This is a genomic window from Paenibacillus sp. FSL R7-0204 (assembly GCF_038002225.1).
Lineage (GTDB): Bacteria > Bacillota > Bacilli > Paenibacillales > Paenibacillaceae > Paenibacillus_AQ.
On record NZ_JBBOCA010000001.1, the window covers coordinates 925053 to 950343 of the forward strand.

Annotated in this window: 16 protein-coding genes and 1 pseudogene; all 17 read left to right on the forward strand. The window is 37.8% G+C overall.

Annotated features, from left to right (window positions below):
- Positions 1–2 precede the first annotated feature (2 nt).
- The 17 genes and pseudogenes from MKX42_RS04145 (at position 3) to MKX42_RS04220 (ending at position 25291) form a co-directional block, all read left to right on the forward strand.
- Entirely contained in the window at positions 3–1673 is a 1671-nt protein-coding gene (locus MKX42_RS04145) for an ABC transporter ATP-binding protein (protein WP_340751461.1), read from the forward strand.
- Between the two features lie 31 nt (positions 1674–1704).
- The gene (locus MKX42_RS04150; protein ID WP_340751462.1) at positions 1705–6819 is read left to right on the forward strand and encodes a glycoside hydrolase family 99-like domain-containing protein; all 5115 of its coding nucleotides are present in this window, start codon (positions 1705–1707) and stop codon (positions 6817–6819) included.
- 109 nt (positions 6820–6928) lie between these two features.
- Positions 6929–8839: a glucosyltransferase domain-containing protein gene (locus MKX42_RS04155; protein WP_340751463.1), complete on the forward strand. Its 1911-nt coding sequence runs from the start codon at positions 6929–6931 to the stop codon at positions 8837–8839.
- 514 nt (positions 8840–9353) lie between these two features.
- The gene (locus tag MKX42_RS04160) at positions 9354–12002 is read left to right on the forward strand and encodes a LamG-like jellyroll fold domain-containing protein (protein ID WP_340751464.1); all 2649 of its coding nucleotides are present in this window, start codon (positions 9354–9356) and stop codon (positions 12000–12002) included.
- A 21-nt stretch (positions 12003–12023) separates the two neighbouring features.
- A complete protein-coding gene (locus MKX42_RS04165; RefSeq protein WP_340751465.1) occupies positions 12024–12407 on the forward strand; it encodes a GtrA family protein in 384 nt (127 codons plus the stop codon).
- Positions 12408–12418: 11 nt separating this feature from the next.
- Positions 12419–13984, forward strand: coding sequence for a lipopolysaccharide biosynthesis protein RfbH (rfbH, locus tag MKX42_RS04170; protein WP_340751466.1), 1566 nt, complete (start codon positions 12419–12421; stop codon positions 13982–13984).
- A gap of 16 nt (positions 13985–14000) precedes the next feature.
- Positions 14001–14798 (forward strand): glucose-1-phosphate cytidylyltransferase, encoded by a 798-nt coding sequence (gene rfbF / locus MKX42_RS04175; protein WP_340751467.1) that lies wholly within the window; start codon positions 14001–14003, stop codon positions 14796–14798.
- Complete coding sequence (gene rfbG / locus MKX42_RS04180; protein WP_340757613.1) at positions 14795–15865, forward strand: CDP-glucose 4,6-dehydratase; 1071 nt, start codon at positions 14795–14797, stop codon at positions 15863–15865. The genes rfbF and rfbG overlap by 4 nt, the downstream gene beginning before the upstream one ends.
- A 13-nt stretch (positions 15866–15878) precedes the next feature.
- On the forward strand, positions 15879–17648 hold the full coding sequence (locus tag MKX42_RS04185; protein ID WP_340751468.1) for a thiamine pyrophosphate-binding protein: 1770 nt from the start codon (positions 15879–15881) through the stop codon (positions 17646–17648).
- 13 nt (positions 17649–17661) lie between these two features.
- Positions 17662–18624 (forward strand): NAD(P)-dependent oxidoreductase, encoded by a 963-nt coding sequence (locus MKX42_RS04190; RefSeq protein WP_340751469.1) that lies wholly within the window; start codon positions 17662–17664, stop codon positions 18622–18624.
- Positions 18611–19540, forward strand: a complete 930-nt coding sequence (locus tag MKX42_RS04195; RefSeq protein ID WP_340751470.1) for a glycosyltransferase family 2 protein — start codon at positions 18611–18613, stop codon at positions 19538–19540. Before MKX42_RS04190 ends, MKX42_RS04195 begins: the two co-directional genes overlap by 14 nt.
- Positions 19534–19671 (forward strand): annotated as a pseudogene (locus MKX42_RS33375) (dTDP-4-dehydrorhamnose 3,5-epimerase); the annotation flags it as partial. The gene MKX42_RS04195 and the pseudogene MKX42_RS33375, both read left to right, overlap by 7 nt.
- A gap of 41 nt (positions 19672–19712) precedes the next feature.
- Entirely contained in the window at positions 19713–20735 is a 1023-nt protein-coding gene (gene rfbB, locus MKX42_RS04200) for a dTDP-glucose 4,6-dehydratase (protein WP_340751471.1), read from the forward strand.
- 8 nt (positions 20736–20743) lie between these two features.
- Positions 20744–21604 (forward strand): dTDP-4-dehydrorhamnose reductase, encoded by an 861-nt coding sequence (rfbD, locus tag MKX42_RS04205; RefSeq protein ID WP_340757614.1) that lies wholly within the window; start codon positions 20744–20746, stop codon positions 21602–21604.
- A gap of 175 nt (positions 21605–21779) precedes the next feature.
- On the forward strand, positions 21780–22832 hold the full coding sequence (locus MKX42_RS04210; RefSeq protein ID WP_340751472.1) for a glycosyltransferase family 2 protein: 1053 nt from the start codon (positions 21780–21782) through the stop codon (positions 22830–22832).
- 108 nt (positions 22833–22940) lie between these two features.
- Positions 22941–23894 carry a glycosyltransferase family 2 protein gene (locus MKX42_RS04215; protein ID WP_340751473.1) on the forward strand — a complete coding sequence of 318 codons (954 nt, stop codon included), beginning with the start codon at positions 22941–22943 and terminating at the stop codon, positions 23892–23894.
- Positions 23891–25291 carry an undecaprenyl-phosphate glucose phosphotransferase gene (locus MKX42_RS04220; protein ID WP_340751474.1) on the forward strand — a complete coding sequence of 467 codons (1401 nt, stop codon included), beginning with the start codon at positions 23891–23893 and terminating at the stop codon, positions 25289–25291. Before MKX42_RS04215 ends, MKX42_RS04220 begins: the two co-directional genes overlap by 4 nt.

Genomic DNA, 25291 nt, shown 5'->3' on the forward strand with positions numbered 1-25291 from the left:
ACTTGATTAAGGTAGAGAATGTATCGATGAAATTTCGTATGGCCAATGACCATATTACAAGCCTTAAAGAATTTATGGTTAAAAAAATAGTAGGAAAGCTTGAATATAAAGAATTCATTGCTTTGAATGATGTTTCTTTCACAATTGAGAAAGGCGATGTTGTAGGCATTATTGGAAAAAATGGTGCAGGGAAAAGCACTCTCTTAAAAATTATATCTGGGATTTTATCTCCTTCAAAAGGGAAATTAGAGGTTTCAGGAAATATCGCGCCAATGCTAGAGCTTGGGGCAGGATTTGATGTTGACTTGACAGCAAGAGAAAACATCTACTTGAATGGTGCGGTTCTGGGATATTCCAAGAAGTATTTAACCGAACGTTATAATGATATTGTGGAATTCTCAGAACTACATGATTTCATGGACACTCCAATTCGTAACTTCTCATCTGGTATGACTATGCGCTTGGCATTCTCTATAGCCACTTTGGTTAATCCCGATATATTAATCGTAGACGAAATCCTATCTGTCGGAGATTCACAATTTCAGAAAAAAAGCGCTAAAAGAATGCGCGAATTGATGAGTGGAGGGACTACAGTACTCTTAGTCTCACATAGTATTGATCAGATAAGATCGATGTGTAATAAGGTTGTATGGTTAGAGCATGGAACAGTGCGGATGTTTGGCAATGCACAGGAGGTTTGCAGTGAGTACACAGAGTCTTCTAGACAAGAATATTTAGTAAAGGAACAGAAGGAACATCTAGTAAAGGAAAATAGTACAACGTATGAATGGAAAGAACAATTATATACTCCTACACATATTGAAAAAATAGACGAATGTTACTTTATCGTGGATTGCTGGCACCAACGCGTTATTTACAGTAGTAACTTAACCGAACCAATAATTAATTGGAATACACTTTCCGATACTCTTGGGAATCCCCATTCAATCTCAAGCGATGGGAATGTTTTTTTGGTAGATGATGCTGCAGGAAATGAAGTTAGAGCTTTTGTTAAAGAAGGCGACAAGTTTATTCAAACTCAAATATTAGATAGAGTAGGAGAAAGTCCGAATAAAATATTGTATGATGCTCAAGCTCAGAGGTTTTTTGGGATATCGGCCATGTCACAGCATGTCTTTGTTTTAAATAATAGCGGTGACAAAGTTTGGATTGATAAGGTGATAAGATTAGGATATCTACAGGAAAATTCCTACATCAGAAATATTCGTATAATAGATGGAGAACTTTTTTTTGTATCAGGTCCTGGTAAGATTATAGTGGCAGATTATATTAATTCGCCGTTCAATATAATCCGTGAATATAAGGTTCCCTTCGAATTAAGAGGGATGAATGATATTTTGAAAATTGGTTCTTTCTTTTATATTACTGTATATCAAAATGGTGCTGGTGAAGTTGCACCGAAATTGATTAGAGTAAAGGATTTAAATGACCTGGAAACTTCTGATTTTGAAGATTTGAGAGAAATTGTTGATTTAAAAGGAGTGCCATATAGTTTTTCGTTTTTTGACGGTAGGGTATTTTTGACGGAGATAGATACGTACTCTCGAATCATCTCATTTCTGATTGTTAATGATGAAATAACTGATATTCAAGTTCATTTTGATACGGGCAGCCCCAGTGAATCATCTATTAGAAAGCGTAGCGGACAATAATGTTTGCAGAAAACTTGAGGGAGAGGCTATAATGGCAAAATTTAATTTGCAGTTTTACAATAATGAAACTAATTATACAGATGGTGAGATTATAGAAGATAAAATATTGGATTTTGTAGTAAATAATAAACACAATGATCTAAATGGACAAAATAATATTGATTGGCCTCTGTTTTATCATCTTTCTCATTTGAGAGAAAATATTTTGAATTGGTATCCCTTCAAGGAGAATTGCAGAATACTTGAAGTGGGTGCAGGTTGTGGCGCAATAACTAGATTATTATGTGAAAAGGCAAATTATGTTGCATCTGTAGAATTAACGTACAAACGTGCTAACATAAATTTTGAACGACATAAAGAGATCGAGAATTTAGAGATATTTGTTGGGAATTTTGAAAACATGAGGTTTGATGAAAAATTTGATTATGTTATTGTAAATGGAGTTTTAGAGTATGCAGGTGGATTTATTAATAGTGATAAACCCTATGAGGATTTTGTAAGAGGTTTGTCAAAACATTTGAAGAACGATGGAGAGGTCATCATTGCAATTGAAAATAGAATAGGAATGAAGTATTTTTCTGGAGCTAAAGAAGATCATCTTGGAGAATTATTTGTAGGATTAAATGATTATGTTAACGAAAAGAACATCAGAACGTTCTCGAAAAGTGAAATAAGTTTTCTATTAGAAGAAAGTGGTTTAGCTCTGAAGAAATTTTATTATCCATACCCTGATTATAAATTTCCGGAGACAATTTATTCTGATGAAGGTTTTGAATTGATTCCTTTATCTTATGATACGCATAGTTATGATACTGACCGTTATATGTTTTTTGATGAAATTAAAATGCAGAGTGTTTTAGTTAAAGAGAGTGTGGGAAGTTCATTTGCGAATTCATTTCTAATCGTTGCGGGAAAGAACGATGAACAAAGAGAATCTGAACAAGAAGCATTCACTGAAGAAATATTATATGTGAAAATTAATGCTAACAGAGATGATTCCTATAAGATATTTACTATGATTAAGAAGAATGATAGGGGATTAGCGGTTGTTAAGCATCCTCTCACCAAAAAAGCAAAAGAGCATTTAAAGCATATGGCACACGTATTTGAGAATTCGAAAGAACATAATAATAACATTTCTTTATTGCCTGGTTATATTGTAGACGATGATCTAGTCTTTGACTTCCTTGATCTACCTACAGTTGAAACTTTATTACTGGAAAAACTTGAAAATAGAGACCTTCAGGATTTTATGTCAATTATAAATAAATTTAGAAATATAATAATAACTCAAAACTATCAAGTGAATTCTTATTCGGATAAGTTTCAACAAATATTCGGTCCAGAAGTATATGATGGGGAGTTAGAATTTACCTCTTATAGCAATATAGACACTTTATTTGATAATATGTTCTATAATAACGAACAATGGATCGTAATTGATTATGAATGGAATTTGGATTGTGATTTACCTGTGAACTTCATTTTATGGCGATCTATTAAAGAATTCTATGCAAAGCATAGACATGTTAGATTTTTCATGGAAGAGAATGGTGTGTATGAGAATTATGGTATTACTCCTGAAATGATAAATGTATTTTATAAATGGGAAGGTTTCTTTTCTTCTGTCTATGTCAAGATGTTAAATAAAGAAATATACCAAAAGAATATTATAACTCTTCTTGATCCGGAGCAGGTTTTCAAATCGGAGAATTTAATTGCAAATCTGTATTTAGACACAGGGGACGGATTTAATGATTACGAAAAGATTCAACAGCACTTTGATAAAAATTTAAAGGAAATTGTTTTGGAATTTGATATTAGCGAATACAAAAATATTAAAGCTATTCGGTTTGATCCTCTCGAAGGCCATGCTTGCAAGTGTTCAATATTATCTTCTATGATGGATGGGGAGTCAGTCCTTTTAAAACCCTTTAATTCTTATTCAGATGATTCTGACGTAGACTTTTTTATAACAACTGATCCCATTTACTTAATGGATAATTTACCACCAAATATACTTAAATTACATCTTAGAATGAAAATTGAAGTTCTTGATGAGGAGCAGGCTTTTAAAGAGATTAATGAAAAAATACACCAAATGAAAGAAATGCAAGAGCAGTTTCAGTATGAAATTGATGAAATAAAGACTGAAAACAATAAACTTGCAAATGAATTGAAAAAAACGCTAAAAGATAAGGGATTACTTGCTGTTGAGCGTGAGAATCTTCTGGTTATCAAAAGAGAATTGAGCGATAATAATAATCGTTTAAATAATGAAATATCATTATTAAACGATCAAATCAGTCGATTAATGCATGAAAAATCAATATTAGCTCAAGAGTACACTACTTTAGTTACTTCGAAGATATGGAAATCAACTAAACCCGTAAGACTTATATTAGACAGTGTTAAAAACTTGAATAAGAAGTTTGTAAATTTAATAAGAGAATGCTTCAAACTAATCTTAAAGACAAAACAAAACTTAAAAACAATAGGTTTAACGAATACTATCAAAAAAATTTACAATAAAGGTCCAGAGTCATTAGCTAATGTTAAAGAGTCAGGCAAATTAGCTGAAATTGTTCAAGAACATGATATTTGGCGGGAGATCACTCAATGGATTGAAAATACTCCGCATTCATTTGTTGATATATTCCATGTACCAATGGGCTGGAATACCCCACTGTTTCAGAGATTTCAACACTTATCTCTTCAAGCGGGTAATGTTGGGGGGATTTCTTTTTATGGTGCTCATCCATTAGTAGATAAAGAAATAGAGATTTGTGAATTTGTCACTCCAACATTATGTGTAATCAATTTAGACAACTATGAAATTAAGAAGAAGCTTTTTGAAATATTGGATAATGTGGGTGGTCTCAAAATTATACGCCTCCAATCGATAGATCTTGCTACTAGAATTGAAGAATTAGAGTCATTTATCAATAAGGGCTACCATATCGTTTATGAATACATTGATGAAATTACACCTCAGATTACTGGGAATATTCCTAAGTTTGTCTTAGAACGTCATGATTATATACTGCAAAATTCAGAAATATCAATAGTTGCTACAGCCGACAAATTGTTTGATCAAATTAAACCGTATCGCAATCAAAATATGGAGTTAATAACTAATGGCGTTGACTATGAGCATTGGAATCTTAATAGGCATGCTGCAAAATGCCCAGAGGATATTCGAGAGATTGTTGAACTAGGGAAAATTGTAGTTGGTTACCATGGAGCATTGGCTCAATGGATCGACTATAATATGCTGAAAGATTTAGCTGAGAACAAAGAATACGTTTTGTTGCTGATAGGATATGAGCATGATGGATCGTTAAGAGAAAGTGGACTATTAGACTACGACAATGTGCATTTTATTGGGTCAAAACCATACGCACAGCTTAGTAATTACGCTGTTTTCTATGATATAGCCATTTTGCCGTTTTTGCTAAATGATATTACCAAATCTGTTTCTCCTGTAAAGATATTTGAATATATGGCTTTGAAAAAGCCTATTGTTACTTATGCACTTCCTGAGTGCCTGAAATACGAATCTTGTTTAATTGCCTATAGTCCAGCTGAGTTTATTGAATATGTTGAGAAAGCTACAACTTTGCGTATGGATACTACTTACCTTACAGTATTGACTAAAGAAGCATTGGAGAATACATGGACTTCCATAACTCAGCGTACAGTTGATTTAGTTAGACGTAATCCAATTGAAAAAGTATTAAACAATAGTAATCATAATGAGTTATCAGAATTGGATGTTCCTCTATCAGTTACGGCTCATGACAGACGAATTTATCAAGTTTTAAAGAAAGTATTTTGGAGGCTTCCATTATTCAGTCCGAGGTTTAAAAAAAATTTTTTGTATAATACTAAGAAATTATTTAAACCAAGTCTGCTTGCACACCCTCCCTCAGAAATACAGGAGGAGAATGGTCAAGTTATGCATAAGGAAATTGAAGGAGCTCAAAAAGAACAAATTCAATATATTGAACAGATATTGAAAATTCCAGAGCGTGATAAGGAAGCTTTTGTAGCTCTTACAGAATCACATTATAGTAGGGTTGAAGGAGACAGTAAGATAATTGCTTACTACTTAACTCAATTTCACCCAGATGAACATAATGAGAAGTGGTGGGGAAAGGGAGTTACAGAATGGGACAATGTTGCGCGTGCAGTTCCTCAATTTGTCGGACACTATCAACCACGGTTACCTGGTGAGTTAGGGTTCTATGATTTAAGGATTAAGGAAAACATGGCCCGCCAAATAGAATTGGCACAGATGCATGGGGTCTTTGGTTTCTCTTTTTATTATTATTGGTTTAACGGGGAGCGACTTCTGGAGAAACCGATTGAAATGTTTCTTGAAGATAAGAGCCTCGATTTTCCATTTTCTCTTTGCTGGGCCAATGAAAACTGGACTAAGCGTTTTGATGGAACGAACTCTGGAATATTGATGGAGCAGCCAAAAACTTTGGAAAGCTATAAAAATGTGATTCACGATATGGTTAGATTTTTAGATGATAGCCGTTACATCACTGTAAAAGGTAAAAAAATGATAACGGTTTACAGACCAGGGTTAATGCCTGAACCTGATGAGATAATTCGGTATTGGCGAGAGTATTGCCACAACCAAGGCATAGGTGAGTTATATATTATCGCGGTGAAGGAAAATATGGTTGAGTTAGATCTGCTTGGAATGGGATTTGATGCAATCTCAGAGTTCCATCCAGGCACCGTCTATACTCAACTGAAAAATATTACACATGACATCGAATATATTCGTAAAGATTTCTCAGGTGAGGTGTTTGATTATAAAGACTTGGTTGAGAAGCAAAAATACTTTAATTATGATCTACCTAAGCTTTATCGGGCAGTTATGCCAATGTGGGATAATACTGCTCGTAGAAACAACAAAGGAATGATTTTTCAAGGTGCAACACCTGCATTGTATAAGCAATGGTTAAAAGACGTGATTTTAGAAGGAAAGAGCAGGTCGGACTTAGATGACCAATTAGTATTTGTTAATGCGTGGAATGAATGGGGAGAGGGTGCTTATCTAGAACCTGATAAAAAATATGGATATGCTTATTTGCAAGCAACGAAAGAGGCAGTAGAGGAAACAAGATGAAATTAATTTGATTAAAATAATGCTTGGAAACTATGAGGAATGGCTAAGGTACGGCTAAGTCATTCCTCCATACTGTATTTCAAGTATGTTAATGTAGGGAGTGATATAGGTGCTGAGAAATGCAATGATAAGAGACAAATACTACTGGGTAGCATTTTCAATAACGGTAGCTTTAGCATATGGCTTTACACTGACGAATTTTTCAATGGGTGTGGATGATGAAAGCTTTGAGCGTTATATAAGTGATGGGGGGCTGTTAGCACAAGGGAGATGGGGAGGATATATTGCGAGATTCGTAATTAATACTTATGATTTCCTCCCTTTTTGGCGGGATTTATTAGGTGTACTTCTTATTGCTATTGGGATCACTTTTTGGGGATATATAATTCAAAAGTTCTCTGATAATTATTTTGATAATGTAGCAATCACGGTGTTTGCTTGTGTTGCAATATCCTGCCCATTAATTGCAGATAATTTCATTTTCATGTTGACTACTATAGAAATGGGGACTGTTTTCTGTTTGATTCCCTTGGCGCTTAATGGTTTTTTTGAATATACAATGCAAAAAAGAAATTTATTGAAAATAATACCTTCTGTTTTCCTGTGTAACTGTGCGCTTGCTTTTTCGGAGTTAGCTATAGTTTATTTTTTGTTTGGGGTTTTTATGGTGTGTTTTATTTCGGTTAATTTCTCTAAAAGTAAAGCTGAGTTTTCTTTACATAAAATGCTATTTACATTGCTAAAGGGTGTTTTTTTTATTGCTGTTGTTATCTTCTTGAACTCAATCATTACCTCTATATTGCAAAAGATTTTTTCAGTTGCTCCTTCAGGATATACCTCGAATTATATTCAGTATGATTTAAGTAACATAGGGGCTTTCATGAATTCCCTAAGTAGCTTTATAAAAGAGTTTGTTGGATTTAATTACATATGGCATCATATGGGGATATATATGGCCTTTATATCTGCCCTTATTTTAGTAATATACAGTGCTATCTACTTTATAAAAAATAAAAAAATATCAATATTTTTAGCTGGATTAGGATGTGTACTTGCTGCGTTTTCAATGTATTTCATTACAGGAAATCTTCATCTTGTAAATCGGATATTTATTACTAATAGTGTATTCACAGGTTTTGTTGCTGCATTGATTTATATGTGCTTTAATAATAAAGAATATTTTGGGATCAAGTTCCGTATTATCATAACTACTTTAATAGTATTGATCGTTTTATACCAAACAAAGTACATGAATCAAGTATTTTATGTGGACTATCAGAGATATCAATTGGACTTAGCGAAAATGAATTCAATTGCTATGGAATTAGAGAGAAATAATGCTGGAAATAACCGAAAAGAAGTAGTGTTTATAGGACTTCCAGAAAACTATAATTTAAAACTTGGTGATACAGAAGGGTACTCTATCTTTCAGTGGGATAGATTTTATGGTAGCGAAAGTGAAATAAAAAAATCTAGTAGAATCTTCCGCTTTATGAATTTACATGGATACAATATTAAACCACTTACAGAAATAAATGAGCAGGAGATTCTTACTAATGCAGAAGGAATGAAGTGCTTTCCTCATGAAGGGTATGTTAAGGATGTTGGGAAGTATTTAATTGTTAAATTGGGGCCCACTGCCTATGAGGTTAAGAATCTTGCTTTGTCAGAGTTCTATAAAAGTTATATTCTTGATTCAACCGAAGTAAAGTACACTAAGGATTGGTTTTCATATGAAGGCAATTTACTTAGCATGGGCGGATGGGCAGGTATTAATGGAGACGAATCTCCGTTAATTAAAATACAGGTTACGTTAATCGGTGAGCAACGACAGTATTTTTTGAGAACAAATACAGTTAGTAGAGATGATAGTTCTTCAGAAGGCTTAAATACTGGGTATCATATTTATTCCTTTGATACAAGTACCTTTAAAGGTGGGGAATATGAGGTCGCTTTGATAATAAGTGACAATTTGGGTGAACATGTAGTGAAAATAGGGGAAAATATTCAAATACCCTAGTATTGGAGAATAATCATATAGTCTCTAAATGTACTCTAATTACCGAACTGGGGAAACTAACTCTCCACATGGTAGCTGGAAATTGGATAACAAGGAAATCGAGCATTTGAAATACAACGATGAACGAACTGACAGATAACGCATTGTAGTTTCGAAGCTGGTACACTTAGACACTTCCGATGGTGGAAAAGTGTGTCATATAGAGCTGGCCCCACATGAGACTCTGTAAGATTAGATAGCTACTAAAAAATACAAGACGTTTCATTATAGCGGGTAACAAGTTTGCGGGGAATTAAGTTTATTAAAGAAGCACTCTATCAAATAAGAATAAATCAATGATACGCTATTATCAATTGCTACAGATATTTAGTTTTGTTCGGCAGATATCGAAATAACACGCGTAAAGGAAATGCGAAGAACCGAATTCTGATACCATGAATAACAGTCTTTTTTTGAGGAATGCCCGCGTCTAAAATTAGGTTTATCATGGATTGGTTGAAAAGGAGTGGAATAAGTGTATAAGGCAAGGAGATCGTTTTTTTCTGCTTCATTAAGTATAATTCTTACAACCATTGTGTTTTATTGCATTGGTACAATGATTAATGTAGACCTACCAAGCGATTTTTCGACAAGTATAAAGGGGATTTTCTCTGTTGATCCAGCTTCATTTTTGCCAGAGCCAACAGAGAAAAGAATGTTTTTTATATCTGTAATAGGTTTTCCCATAGTAATGTGCTTTTTGTATTTGATTTTTGACAAAGCATTTTTGAAATTTGAAATTCTATCATCAAAAACGATATATTATATCGTTTTTGCATTGAATACTTTATTAATTATATATTTACTCTATTCTTATACTACACAAAGTGGAAATGTGTTTTTTATTAATAACTCTTTTATCAAGGAATCTCCCATCTTATATATAGCAATTGTTATATTTATTTTGATAATGAAATTTTTTTTGGAAAGAAAAGAGAATGAAAAGTCGTTCTTTCACAACGCATTTAATGAAAAAATAAATAAGGTTATTAAATGGACTGTGATTTTGTATATCATTTTTGTTGGTTTTTCGAATACTCTTACAATCAACTCATTTTATGATATTGCGCAATATACAAGTCACTTTAATGCAGTATTTCATTCTGTTAGCCAAGTTTATTTAGGGAAGACAATGCTAGTGGATCTTACAAATCAATATGGACTATATCCTCATATATTAGAACCGATATTCAAATTAATTGGTTTAAATGTATTTACTTTTACATTAGTTATGAGTTTGTTAATATCGCTTTCATTCTATTGTATATATAAGGTTCTTGATAAATTGATTCTTAACAAATTTATATGCTTTTTAGCATTCTCATTTGTTTTGTTTTATGGATATATACATTTTAGGCTTATTAGCCCTGATCCATATTATCAATATTATCCCATAAGAACGTTATTTCCCTCTTTGTTATTATATCTTTCACTTAAATTTTTCGAGAGGAAAAGTAACTGGAAATATTATTTGTTTAGCTTAATCTTCTCATTGGCTGTATTGTGGAATATGGACACAGGAATAATTGTTTTCTTAACTTGGATATTAGCATTGATTTTCGATGAAGCTCTTAACTGGAAAGGCCTTTCTTTGTTTTGTAAAAGTTGTTTAAAACATTTTCTCGTTTCATTAGCAGGGTTAGTATTGGTTCTATTGACGTTTTCCTTATTTGTTTATTTGAGATCCGGAGTGATGCCGGATTATATAAGTTTTTTCAGTTATCAAACATATTTTTATGGTTTTGGATTCTTCATGCTACCTATGAAGATAATACATCCTTGGAATCTAGTTATTCTCATGTATATTATTGGGCTAATAATTTCATTGAATAGTATTATTCAAAAAGTAAATACATTACAAGTTAGATTAGTATTTATACTGTCTATTCTTGGAGTAGGGCTATTCACGTATTATCAAGGTAGAAGTCATGACCATGTTTTAACTCTAACTTGGTATCCTGCATTAATGTTATTGGTTATATATATATACATGATGTATTGTGAAGTGGAGAAAAAAAACAATGAGGTCGGGAAGAGGAAATGGTTGCTGTGCAGTACATTATTTCTTTTAATAGTATTAATTGGATCTTCATTACTTAGCATAGTGAAAAATACAAATAATATTTATCACCTATTTGAAAGTCGTTGGTCTTTAGTATTTGATAAAACTGAGACACCAGTTACGTCAGGTATTAATTTTATAAAAGAAAACACAACTGAAGGAGAAAAGATTTTAATTTTATCTTATCATTCAGGAGTGGATTATTTATATACTAAAACTATGCCTATAATCGATATTCCAGGAATGTCAGAATTATTTTTAATAAAAGAATACAATAAAATTAATACAGCAATAAATAAAAATAGTTCTTTGAAAAAGGTCTTTGTAGACTTAAACTTTTTAACAAACGCCCAACAGAATTATGAAGCTAATCTAATGGTCATGAAATCATTATATGATAATTTTGAGATAATAGATAAAAGTCCCTATGATAATATGGTGTTGTTAGTTCGAAAATCCGAAGGAACATCGTCTAATTCATTTCTACTGCCTAATCGACAAAATGATATTCATTATCTTATAAGTAATAATTTTTTCGTAAGTAAACCATTTAATGACAGTATAGTGGGTGTGAAGGAGTATCTGCCCGCAGTCTCGTTAAATCAAGAATTTACTATTGAGGTGGTTCTAAAACCGGATAAGGTTCAGAAACCATATGGCATAATAATCGGGAATCATCCGGGAGATGGATTTCAAGGATTTGTAATACAACAGGAAAATGATAATCAAAATGTTTATTCTTTTAATTATGGGAATGGAAATCAATGGGCTCCCCCATTAAAGTTCTCATTAGTTCCAAATGAATGGAGTTATATTACCGTTGTGTTTAATAAAGGAAAGACTAATATTTATATAGATGGCCAATTGTTTTTAGAGACTTCTGAGTTGAGTTTAGAACATTTTGAGAATAGTCGGCTACCATTATCAATAGGAAACTGGATGAATATGGATCGTGGTTTTAACGGTATTATAAGTGAAGTTCGAATAAGTAACAGTGTCTTATTGGATCAAGAAATATCTGATAATTGGAAAGGTATGAGAGATCATTTGCCAGACTTATAATAATAGGAGTTTTGATGATTTGTGAAAAATCCTTCGGTTAAATTTGTAATAGTAGGTATTTTAAATACAATTGTGGGACTTAGTGTATATACAGTATATCTAAAATTCATTCAAGACAATTATCTCCAAGCACTTATTCTATCACATGTGATAGGTGTGGCTCATAGTTATTTATGGAATAATAGATGGACATTTCAGCAGAAGAGATATAATGCCAAAAGTGGTATGAAGTTTATGTTGGTATACATCATTACTTTTTTTGTTAACTTATTTCTATTAACATTATTAGTTGATACAATAGGAATGAATAAATTAATCGCTCAGGCGACGGCTCTTTTTTTGACTACAGTAATTAGCTTTTTTGGCCATAAGTACTGGAGTTTTGGAGCTTCTAAAAATTCTTAAGGGGTGTACTAATGCTAAAGCAAGGTATAATTATTTTAATTAAAGAATTAGGTGAATATGGTTTGATTTCCTCTGATGTTAGGAATGATCAAGTCGAAATCTACAATCTTTTCGATAAACTTGCAGATGAATTTTCAGAGAAATACAATTTTGAAGTAAAACATGGAGATCTTAAGGTTTCATTATATTTAGATACTCGTGTTAAGACAAAAATATCCTTGGAAAATATCACTCAATTTGCTGAAATTAGCAAAACTGATTATGAGAAAATTACAAGACTTGATATCTTGTCTAAAGTAGAAAACTATTACGAATTATTCCATTCGGAAAGAAACAAAGACTTTGATTCTGAATTAACCCAAGTTTCTTATGGTGGACGTGTATATGATGAGAAGGAAATGAGAAGCTTAGTAGACTCATCACTAGATTTTTGGCTTACCGCTGGCCGATATAACAAACAATTTGAAAAAGAATATGCAGAATTCTTGGGAGTTAGATATGCACTCCTTACTAACTCTGGTTCCTCTGCCAATCTACTGGCATTCTCCGCTTTAACATCTCCGAAATTGAAGGATCGTCAGATAAAACCTGGAGATGAAGTAATTACAGTAGCAGCAGGTTTTCCTACAACTGTAACGCCTATTGTACAGAATGGTGCTATTCCTGTGTTTATCGATGTTGAATTGGGAACTTACAATATCATAGTAGATCGTATTGAAGCAGCGATTACACCAAAAACCAAGGCAATTATGGTTGCTCACACTATGGGTAATCCGTTTGAGTTAGATAAGGTTATGGAGATTGCTGCTAAATACAATCTATGGGTGGTTGAAGATAACTGCGATGCTCTTGGCTCTAAATTTAATGGGAAATTAACAGGTACACATGGACATATCGGTACATCAAGCTTCTATCCTCCGCATCATATGACTATGGGTGAAGGCGGGGCAGTATACACCAATAACGCCTTGCTTAAATCAATCATTGAATCCTTCAGAGATTGGGGCAGAGATTGCTGGTGCCCATCTGGCTGTGATAATACATGTAATAAACGCTTTGGTTGGGAGCTAGGTTCTTTACCATATGGGTATGATCATAAATATACCTACTCACATATTGGTTACAATTTGCGGGTTACAGAGATGCAGGCAGCTATTGGGGTTGAACAACTTAAGAAGGTTCCAACTTTCACTCAAGCACGTAAAGAAAATTTCAAACGATTGTTTGAAGGTTTGAAGGATCTGGGAGAACACTTTATTCTGCCAAGGGCAACTGAAAACTCAGATCCAAGTTGGTTTGGGTTTATGTTAACTGTACAAGATGGTGCAAAATTCACGAAGAATGAAATTGTAGAGTATTTGGAGGCCAATCGGATTCAGACACGCATGTTATTTGCCGGCAATTTAACCCGTCAACCAGCATTTCAAAATGTGAATTATCGTATAAGTGGCGATCTTAAAAATACTGATAAAATTATGCATGATACATTCCTGGTTGGAGTTTATCCAGGATTAACTAAAGAAAAAATTGATTATGTGGTTAGTAAGATCAGAAGTTTCGTGTTAGATAAAAAATAATTCGGGGGCTAATGAAATGAAGGTAGTTATTCTTGCAGGTGGGTATGGTACTAGAATCAGCGAAGAATCTCATCTCAGACCGAAACCTATGATTGAAATAGGCCAGAAGCCCATTTTATGGCACATCATGAAATTATATTCCCATTATGGTTTTAATGATTTTGTGATATGTCTTGGTTATAAAGGATTTTACATCAAAGAATACTTTGCTCATTATTTTTTGCATGAATCAGATGTTACATTCGATTTCACAAGTGATAATCAGTTGGTGACACACACCCATACAGCAGAACCTTGGAAAGTAACTCTTGTGAATACCGGGATTGATACAATGACTGGTGGAAGAGTAAAAAGAATACAAAAATACATTGGAAACGAACCTTTCATGCTAACTTATGGCGATGGTGTATCTGATGTGAATATATCAGAACTTGTTAATCAGCATAACTTACATGGACGTCTCGCAACAGTAACTACTGTGCAGCCAAGTGGCCGCTTTGGTGCATTAGATATAGCTTCCAACAACGAAGTAAAGGGCTTCCAAGAAAAACCTAAAGGTGACGGGTCTTGGATTAATGCAGGGTTCTTCGTGTTACAACCAGAAGTATTTAATTACATTGATGGTGATGAGACTTTCTTTGAAAAAGAACCTTTGGAAGGATTGGCACGTGATGGTGAATTGTTTGGTTTTAAGCATCATGGATTTTGGCAACCAATGGATACACTGAGAGATAAAAACCATTTAGAGGATCTTTGGAGTAGCGGGCAGGCTCCTTGGAAAACGTGGGATGCAAAGCCGGTGAAAACAAAATGATAAATAAACAATTTTGGAAGGGGAAAAAAGTTTTTTTGACTGGGCATACGGGTTTCAAGGGATCTTGGCTAAGCTTATGGCTAAGTTCCTTGGGCGCTGAAGTTACAGGATATTCTTTAGAGCCTTCAACTACTCCTAGTTTATTTGACTTATGTAATATAAAGGATCTATTGAAAAACAGTGTGATAGCTGATATTAGAGATGGCGAAAGTTTGAATAGAGCTATGCTCCAGGCTCAACCTGAAATTGTTATTCATATGGCTGCTCAGCCGTTAGTGCGGGAATCTTACAAGAGTCCAGTCGAAACCTATGAAGTGAACGTTATGGGTACAGTCAATTTATTGGAAGCCGTCAGAAATTGTCTAAGTGTTGTTTCTGTAGTTAATGTTACAACTGACAAGTGTTATGAAAATAAGGAATGGCATTGGGGATACAGAGAAAACGAGCCACTGGGTGGGCATGATCCTTACTCTAGTAGCAAGGCATGTTCTGAGTTGGTGACTAGTGCTTACCGAAATTCCTTTTTAAATAATCAGCTTGATGGTAGAAAGATTGCTGTTGCTTCAGCCAGAGCTGGTAATGTAATTGGTGGTGGAGATTGGGCAGTTGATAGGTTAGTACCAGATATCATTAGGTCTATTCTGACTGATCAAAAAATTATCATTAGAAATCCAAATTCTATTAGACCATGGCAGCATGTACTTGAACCTTTGAGTGGTTATCTTTTATTAGCAGAGAATTTATATAATTATGGTGAGAAATTCGCTAGTGCATGGAATTTTGGCCCTCTAGATGATGATGCCAAACCTGTTGAATGGATTGTTCGGGAGATTTGTAGTATATGGGAGGGAGCCAGCTTTGAAGTTGATACTAGTGCTCAACCTCACGAAGCGCAATATCTAAAGCTGGACTGTTCCAAGGCTGCTGCTGAATTGGAATGGCACCCGCGCTGGAACCTGAGGCAGGCGATTGACAAAATTGTAGAGTTCACGATTGCATACCAGAAAGGTGAAAAACTAATTGACGTTTGTGTAAAACAGATAAAGGAATACCAAGAGTCTTTGTAAGGAGTGGGGTTAGTTGAAACTATCCGATTATGTAATAGATTGCCTTAAGCAACAAGGTGTATCTCATGTTTTTGAATTTATCGGAGGAGCTATAGTCCACTTGTTGGATTCTGTCTCTTTCAGAGATGATATGGAATGTATATCTGTTCGCCATGAACAAGCAGGCGCATTTTCGGCTGAAGCTTATGCCAGAATAAACGGAAAGCTTGGAGTTGCAATGGCAACGAGTGGGCCCGGAGCATTGAATCTACTTACTGGAATAGGTAGTTGCTACTTCGATTCAGTTCCGTGTTTGTTCATTACTGGACAAGTAAACACTTATGAATATAAGTTCGATAGACCTGTCAGACAAATTGGTTTTCAAGAAACAGATATTGTTAGTGTAGCTAAACCTTTAACGAAGTATGCTGCTATGGTTACTGACCCAGATCAAATAAGATACGAAATAGAAAAAGCAATATACTTGGCACAAAATGGACGTCCCGGTCCAGTATTGTTAGATATTCCAATGAATCTTCAGAGAGCACAAATTGAGCCTGAAACTTTAGCCAGCTTCTATGATAGTGAAGAATATTTTAATGAACTTTCTAAAAAATCAGAAATCAGTGAATCTGTTATTGCAGATGTTATTAAGATGTTATCTGCTGCAAAAAGACCTCTCATTTTGGCAGGTGGTGGTGTAAGAGTTAGCAATTCAGCAGCAGCACTTACACAGTTTGTAGAGAAGTCGGGAATACCGGTTGTAAGCTCATTGATGGGAATTGATGTGATTTCACATGATAATCCTTTATATTCTGGTCTAATTGGGTCATATGGTAACCGCTATAGTAATCTAATCCTGGCCAACTGTGATCTATTACTTATATTAGGGTCAAGACTAGATAGTAGACAAACCGGGACCAGACCAGATACGTTTGGGCGCAGTGCTATAAAAATTCATGTTGATATTGATTATAATGAGCTCAACAGTAAGGTTGAAGCAACTCTGGCAGTAAAAGCAAATCTTAATGAATTCTTGGAGAAAATGAATTTAGCGCTAACAGACTTTAATAAACCAGATATCTCTAAATGGTTGAATTTGATTGGGGCTTTAAAAGAACAGTTTCCTACGTACTCTTTTACTCCGGTTGCTAATGAAATTGAACCAAACCGTTTTATGGAATTACTCTCGTCTAAGTCTGAAAAGTTTGGAGCGGTTTGCCTAGATGTTGGTCAACACCAAATGTGGGCATCGCAATCTTTCAAATTATCTGGAGAACAAAGATTATTAAACTCTGGTGGTATGGGAGCAATGGGGTTTGCCTTACCGGCTGCAATTGGCGCTTCCTTAGCAAATGGAGAGGAAACTCTTGTTATTGCAGGAGACGGGGGCTTCCAACTTAATATACAAGAATTAGATACTATTGTTCGTTTGAATTTACCTATAAAAATGGTTGTTATGAACAATAGTTCTCTTGGAATGGTAAGACAATTTCAAGATTTGTATTTTGAGGGTAGACAACAGTCAACAGTGAACCCCAATCCTTCATTTATAAAAATAGTTGAAGCGTATGCAATTCCAGCGTATCAGATGAATACAATGGATGATATTCATCAGCTTGAACAGTTCTTGAATACTAACGGACCAGCATTTATTGAGGTGAAGTTGGAAAAGAAAACAGAAGTACATCCTAAATTAGTTGTAAATAGACCTATTGAAGATATGTACCCATATCTTGATAGGGAAGAGTTAAAGAAAATAATGCTAATAGATCTTGTTGATGAAATGGACATTCCTACTTAAAGGGGTTCTCAGAGTGCTTAATAAGGATTGTATGAAAATCGCAATATTTGGTGCTACGGGTCATATTGCGAAAAACTTAATAGTTGGTCTTTCTTCTTCGGAACATTACGAATTATATTTATTCGCTCGGAGTCAAGAAAGACTGACTTCCTTTTTATTTGAGAATAGCATTCAAGGCAAGACTCATCTTAGAGAGTATAAACAGTTTCAAGACTTAGATACTTATAACGTTATTATTAATTGTATAGGAGTAGGTAACCCAGGAGACCTTCTCCGGAATCCCTTTAGTGTATTTCAAATCACAGAACAATATGACAACATTATTCTTCGCTATATACAAAATAATCCCGATTCTATATATATTAATCTTAGTTCTGGGGCCGCATATGGCTCTAATTTTGAAAAGCCTGCAACAAATACTAAATTACTTAATTTGAATATAAATAATTTATCACTCAAAGATTACTATGGGATTTCTAAGTTGAATACGGAGGCGAAACATAGAAGTCTAGAAAAGTTTAAAATAGTCGACCTTAGGATATTTGGTTTTTTTAGCGCATTTATTGATATGGATTCAAAGTTTCTTCTAACTGAAGTAATTGAGCATGTTGGGATGAGGAAAGTACTCAATACATCTTCAGAAAATATCCTTAGAGATTATGTACATCCAGAAGATTTCCTTTCTCTTGTGCAAAGTTGCATGGACGAGAATATACAGAATGGGGTATATGATGTGTATTCTCTCAAACCAGCGACTAAATTTGAAATTTTGGACTATTTTGTTAGGGAACATGGATTGAAATATCAAGTTGACACTAGCTACACTTACGATTCTATAACAGGCTCAAAGAGTAACTATTATTCTTTAAATGGAGAGGCCTCAACTATAGGCTATCTTCCTAAATATACTTCTTTAGAGAGTATCCAGTCAGGTTACCAACAATTAAGAATGAGGAATAAAAATGAAAACAATTAGTATAGTAACGCCTTGTTACAATGAAGAAGAGAATGTTAGGGAGCTTTATACTCAAGTAAAGGCAGTTTTTGCGGAGATGCCAGGTTATGTCTATGAGCATATATTTATTGACAATGCATCAAAAGATAAGACAGTGGCAATTCTAAAAGATATTGCAAAAGAAGACTCAAACGCAAAAATCATTGTTAATTCACGTAATTTTGGACATATACGATCTCCGTATCATGCCCTGCTACAGGCTGAGGGAGATGCTGCTATCTTACTTGTAGCTGACCTTCAAGACCCTCCTGGAATGATTAAAGATTTTGTTGATAAATGGGAAGAAGGATATAAAGTTGTTCTAGGTGTGAAAACGCAAAGTCATGAGAGTAAGACCATGTTTGCAATACGAAAGATGTACTATAATTTTATTAATCGTGTTTCAGAGATTGAACTGACTAAGAACAATACTGGTTTTGGATTATATGATAAACAAATTATTCAAATTCTAAAAGAGATTGATGATCCATATCCTTACTTCAGAGGGTTGATTTCTGATATTGGTTTTGAAAGCTATAAAATTGAGTATGTGCAGCCTGTTAGAAAACGTGGAATAACTAAAAATAACTTCTACACTCTTTATGATATTGCCATGCTTGGTATTACTAACCACTCTAAAATACCGTTGCGATTGGCTGCAATGCTAGGGTTTACTATGTCTGCTTTAAGTTTGCTGGTAGCAGTAGGTTATTTACTGGCTAAACTAATATTCTGGAATTACTTTTCTTTAGGTACAGCTCCTCTCATCATAGGGTTATTCTTATTCTCTTCCGTTCAGCTTTTCTTTATAGGAATAATTGGCGAATATATTGGTTCAATTCATACACAGGTCTTAAAGCGGCCGTTGGTAGTTGAGAAGGAACGGATAAATTTCTAAACGCTCTTCCTAACACCCAAGTGCAGTACAAAGTGAACGAATGTTATTCCCTTGAGCATGACCGTGGCATACTATGGAATGATCTGGCGCTTGGGACACTGACCAGCAGCCGTTTCCTCTCGGAGCTATAGCATCTCAATCATCATTACAACTAGTAAAAGGTGGGTACAAAATGAAACTCCTAATCACCGGCGGAGCCGGCTTCATCGGCAGCAACTTCGTAATCTATATGCTGCAGCAACATCCTGATTACCAGATCGTCAACGTTGATGCGTTGACTTACGCAGGAAATCTGGAGAACCTGAAATCGATTGAGAATCATCCGAACTATACGTTTGTGAAGGCAGACATTACCGATGTGGCGGCGATGGATAAGCTGATCGGTGACGGTGTAGACGTGGTGGTTAACTTTGCTGCGGAGTCTCACGTAGACCGGAGTATTCTGGAGCCGGAAGTGTTCGTGAAGACGAATGTGCTGGGCACTCAAGTGCTGCTGGATGCGGCTAAGAAATATAGTGTGAATAAGTTTGTTCAAGTGTCCACGGATGAGGTCTATGGATCACTTGGTGCTACAGGTCTGTTCACGGAAGAAACACCGCTGACGCCGAACAGCCCGTATTCTGCAAGTAAAGCAGGCGGAGACTTGCTGGTGCGTTCTTATCATGAAACCTTTGGGTTGCCAGTTAACATTACCCGGTGCTCGAATAACTATGGTCCTTACCAGTTCCCGGAGAAGTTGATTCCGCTGATGATATCGCGTGCGCTGGCAGATCAGGCTTTGCCTGTGTATGGAGACGGAATGAATATCCGTGACTGGCTGTATGTTGAGGATCACTGCAGCGCAATTGATCTGGTTATTCATGAAGGCGTGAATGGTGAAGTGTACAACATCGGTGGTAACAATGAGCGGACGAATGTGCATATTGTGAATACTGTGCTTCAAGAGCTCGGCAAGCCGGATTCGCTGATTTCTTATGTTCAGGATCGTCCCGGACATGACCGCCGTTATGGCATTGATCCAACGAAGATTACGAACGAGCTGGGCTGGAAGCCTAAGCACACGTTCGAAACCGGCATTAAGGAAACTATTCAGTGGTATCTGAATAACAAGGAATGGTGGACCCGCATTCAGTCTGGTGAATACCAGAAGTATGCTGCACTTCAGTACGGCAGCCGTCTGGGGGATTCTCTGTAATGGCGAAGATGAAGGTGTTTGTCACAGGCTCTGGCGGGCAACTGGGGCAGGATCTTATGCTTTTGCTTCTAGGGCAGGGGTATGAAGTGCTGGGCTGTGACCGTCAGGAGATGGATATTACCGATCTGGACCAGTGCCAACAGACTATTGGTGCGTTCGCTCCCGATGCGGTCATTCATTGTGCGGCTCATACGGCAGTGGATGCAGCTGAGACTGATGTGGATGCGGCGTACCTCATTAATGCAACCGGAAGCCGGAATGTGGCGCTCGCTGCTGAGAAGGTGGGAGCTAAGCTGGTCTATATCAGTACGGACTATGTCTTCGATGGCATGGGGGAACAGCCTTACCATGAATATGATAATACAGATCCCAAGAGTATCTATGGTAAGTCCAAACGGGCAGGAGAAATCCTGGTCCAGTCCTTATCTTCTAAATTCTTTATCGTACGCACCTCTTGGGTCTATGGCAAATACGGTAATAACTTTGTCAAAACAATGTTGAAGCTGGGGCAGGAAAAGCCATTGCTGCAGGTTGTCGATGACCAGAAGGGCTCACCTACCTATACGGTGGACCTGGCAAGATTCTTGCTTGAGCTTATCCAGACTGAAAAGTATGGAGTGTACCACGCCTCGAACACAGAGTCTTGCACATGGTATGAATTCACCCAGGCCATCTTTGCGGAAGCAGAGGAACTTCTGGGGCTGAAGTTTACAGCGAAGCTTGAACCTTGTGCGACGGAGCAATTCCCCCGTCCGGCGCCTCGTCCACGCAACTCGGTGATGGAGCATCTGGCGATCCGTACCAACGGGTTCCAGGATATCCGTCCATGGCGTGAAGGGCTGAGAGACTTTTTGCTGGAGCTGAAATAGCTGTAGGATATGTTGAATAACCCCTAATCCATCTTAATGGTTAGGGGTTTCTTATTGTAATTCGATAGTATTGGTGGGGTCAATTCAACAACCTTCCATAGCCCGGCACCTCTGTTTTCGTTATAATGGGGAGTAACAGGTTCGTACAATGAATATATGGAATTCGAGGTACCCCATGAAACTTAAAACAGTCAGTGTGCATATTGTTACTTATAACAGCGCAGATGATATAGCGGAATGCTTGTCAGCTGTGCTCACTCAGGATTATCCGGTCAAAAAGATTGTGGTGGTGGATAATGCGTCCACGGATGGATCGGCGGAGAAGGTTAGGGCGTTCTATCATGAGCTTACTCAGGGATCAGCACGTATGCGTATCGATTCGTTACACTCCGTAGACGCAGCAGTAATCTCATCACGTACCGCAGCTTCAGCCAACTGTGTAGGAAGTTTGGAGAGCCCTTCTATCCCTAACCTAGTCCTTCTGGAAAATGAACATAACACCGGCTTCGCCCCCGCACACAATCAGGCGATTGCCGGGACTACGACGGATTATGTGCTGGTGTTGAACCCGGACCTTACGCTGGCCCCGGATTATATATCTAAGCTGATCGCAAGGATGGAAGCCGATTCCCGGATCGGGAGTGCCACAGGCAAGCTGCTGCTGAAGGCGGATCATTCGCTGGTGGACAGTACTGGACTATGGATGAATAAGGCGCGGAGGGCGTTTGACCGTGGAGCGGGAGAGCCTGCTGACCAGTGGAATGAATCTGACGAAGTATTCGGTGTCTCCGGTGCAGCGGCGATGTACTCGCGGCAGATGATTGAGGATATCAGCGTGGAGGGGGAGTTTTTCGACGCGGATTTTTTTGCGTATAAGGAAGATGTGGATGTAGCTTGGCGTGCGGAATTGTTCGGCTGGAAGGCCTACTATGATGCGGAAGCGATAGGCTACCATGAGCGGGGCTGGAAGACTTCTGGCCGAAGCAGCAAGGCGATGTTCATCAAGCGGATCTCCTACATTAACCGTTACAAAATGATATACAAGAATGAGCCCTCCCGCACACTTCTACTCACTCTGCTAAATTCTCTGCCTTACGAGATCGCCGCACATGGCTATTCGCTATTGAAGGAGCCTAAGCTGCTGGGAGCCTGGAGATCCTTTTTCGCACAGAGAGCTGCCTTGAAGCGCAAGCGCCGCTACATCCAGGAGAAGGCTAAACGCCAGTGATATTGATAGCCTTGTAAAAACCTCCCTGAACAGGCGCTGCCTATCAGCGGGGTTTTTGTGTTATAATAATTGTCGATAGATTACTATATTTGTCAGGAGAGTATAGCAGTGAATGTAGATGTTAGTATATTGATTCTAAATTACAACACATGCCGCCTGACGATGGATTGTCTGAGGTCGGTATATGATTCCGAGACAGGATATTCCTATGAAATTATTCTAGTAGATAATAACTCCCAGGATAACTCGGTGGAGACGATAAGCAAGGCGTTCCCGGAGGTGCTGTTAATTGCTAATTCGGAGAATGTAGGCTTTGCCAAGGGGAATAACCAGGGGATGGAGGTCGCTTCCGGGCGTTATGTGCTGCTGCTCAATTCAGATACTGTGATCCGCAAGGATACGCTGGAGACGATGATCCGGTTCATGGACAGCCGTCCGGATCTTGGCGCGTCCGGGTGTAAGGTGATTTTGCCGGATGGGTCGCTCGATAAGGCCTGCCGGAGAGGGTTCCCGACCCCATCTGCATCGTTCTATTATGCTTTTGGCTTCAGTAAGCTGTTCCCGGACCGTCCGAAGTTCAACGGCTATCAGCTCGGTTATCTGGACCCGGATGACGAATATCCGGTAGATTGTCTGGTTGGAGCGTTCATGCTGCTGCGCCGGGAGACGATTGAGCAGGTGGGCGGTCTGGATGAGTCTTTTTTCATGTACGGAGAGGATTTGGATTGGTGTTACCGGATCAAGGAAGCCGGCTGGGGGATTTATTATTATCCGCAGACGTCCATCGTACATCTAAAGGGTGGCAGCGCGCGCCGCAGACCGTTCAAGATTGTGTATGAGTTTCACCGGGCCATGATTTTATTTCATAAGAAGCATTATAGCAGCCGTTACAACAGTATGATAAATGGAGCGGTCTATGCGGGAGTCGGCGTTAAGTTCACACTCTCGCTGCTGCGCAATGCATTAATTGCCCCGCGTAAGGTACCTACACCCGCACAGAGTCTGAATGTTCCCGGGGAAGCCGGTATCCGCAATGAATCGAAGGCTGAGGTGAGATTATGATTCGCCGGAATCAAAAGTTTTTGACCCAACTATATATGGTAGCCGACTTTATCGTGATCCAGTTGTCCTTCCTTGCGGCCTGGTGGCTGAAGTTCAAGAGCGGCTTGCTGGAATCCTACCGGACGCTGCCTATAGAATCCTATGGGTACTGGAGCATCATCTACGGGGCCATAACCGTACTGATCGGTATTATGATATCTCTATATTTGCCCAAGCGGAAGAAGCGGTTCATTGATGAATTCCTGAAGATTTTCCAGGTGCATGCCATGGGGATCTTTATACTGCTCGGCCTGATGTTCTTCCTGAGGGAGATTGATGTCTCCCGGCAATACCTGGCGATCTATATGGGCTTCAATATTCTGTCCATTATGCTATACCGTTATGTGCTGAAGAAGATGCTGAAGTCGCTGCGTGAAAAAGGCTTCAACCGCCAGTTCGTCCTTATTCTTGGTGCAGGCACATTGGGTAAAAGATTCTATAACAACCTGGAGCAGTATCCGGAGCTGGGCTATGAGGCTATTGGCTTCCTGGATGACTTCCATCAGTGGGATGGCATTGAGGAGCAGCGGTATAAGCCGATTCTGGGTACTGTGGATCAGCTGGAGGCGATGCTGGAGATGCTTCCTGTCGATGAGGTGATTCTGGCGCTGCCGCTGGATGCCCACTCGAAATACCCGGCTATTATTGCTACTTGTGAGAAAGCCGGGATGCGGACGCTGATTATCCCTGACTTCTTCGATTACCTGCCGGCCCGTCCGTATTTCGATAACTTTGCCGGGATGCCGATGATTAATGTACGCGATATTCCGCTGGATATGGCCGGGAACAAAATGGCAAAGCGTGCGTTTGATATTGTGTTCGCCTTGTTCGCCATTCTTATGCTGTCTCCGGTGATGCTGATTGTTGCGCTTGGAGTGCGTCTGACCTCTCCCGGACCAGTGATTTTCAAGCAGGAGCGGGTGGGGCTGAACCGTCGTAATTTCATGATGTACAAGTTCCGTTCCATGAAAATGCAGACGGACGGTGAAGTGGACACAGGCTGGAGCACGAAGGAAGATCCGCGCCGGACCCGCTTTGGTACGTTTATCCGCCGGACGAGTCTGGATGAGCTGCCGCAATTCTTCAATGTACTGTTCGGGCAGATGAGCGTGGTTGGTCCGCGGCCGGAGCGCCCTTATTTTGTAGAGCAGTTCCGCGGCGAAATTCCGAAGTATATGGTCAAGCATCATGTGCGGCCGGGGATTACCGGCTGGGCCCAGAGCAACGGTCTGCGCGGGGATACCTCGATTGAGGACCGGATCAAGCATGATATTTTCTATATCGAGAATTGGTCTCTGCTGTTCGACATCCGGATTATTGCCAAGACGATTCGTAACGGCTTCAAGAACGCTTATTGA

Excerpts from the sequence above, each read along its gene's own strand:
- rfbB (WP_340751471.1), top strand. The coding sequence starts at position 19,713 with ATGAAACTCCTAATCACCGGCGGAGCCGGCTTCATCGGCAGCAACTTC.
- rfbG (WP_340757613.1), top strand. The coding sequence starts at position 14,795 with ATGATAAATAAACAATTTTGGAAGGGGAAAAAAGTTTTTTTGACTGGG.
- MKX42_RS04220 (WP_340751474.1), top strand. The coding sequence starts at position 23,891 with ATGATTCGCCGGAATCAAAAGTTTTTGACCCAACTATATATGGTAGCC.
- MKX42_RS04210 (WP_340751472.1), top strand. The coding sequence starts at position 21,780 with ATGAAACTTAAAACAGTCAGTGTGCATATTGTTACTTATAACAGCGCA.
- MKX42_RS04195 (WP_340751470.1), top strand. The coding sequence starts at position 18,611 with ATGAAAACAATTAGTATAGTAACGCCTTGTTACAATGAAGAAGAGAAT.
- rfbF (WP_340751467.1), top strand. The coding sequence starts at position 14,001 with ATGAAGGTAGTTATTCTTGCAGGTGGGTATGGTACTAGAATCAGCGAA.
- rfbD (WP_340757614.1), top strand. The coding sequence starts at position 20,744 with ATGAAGGTGTTTGTCACAGGCTCTGGCGGGCAACTGGGGCAGGATCTT.
- rfbH (WP_340751466.1), top strand. The coding sequence starts at position 12,419 with ATGCTAAAGCAAGGTATAATTATTTTAATTAAAGAATTAGGTGAATAT.
- MKX42_RS04150 (WP_340751462.1), top strand. The coding sequence starts at position 1,705 with ATGGCAAAATTTAATTTGCAGTTTTACAATAATGAAACTAATTATACA.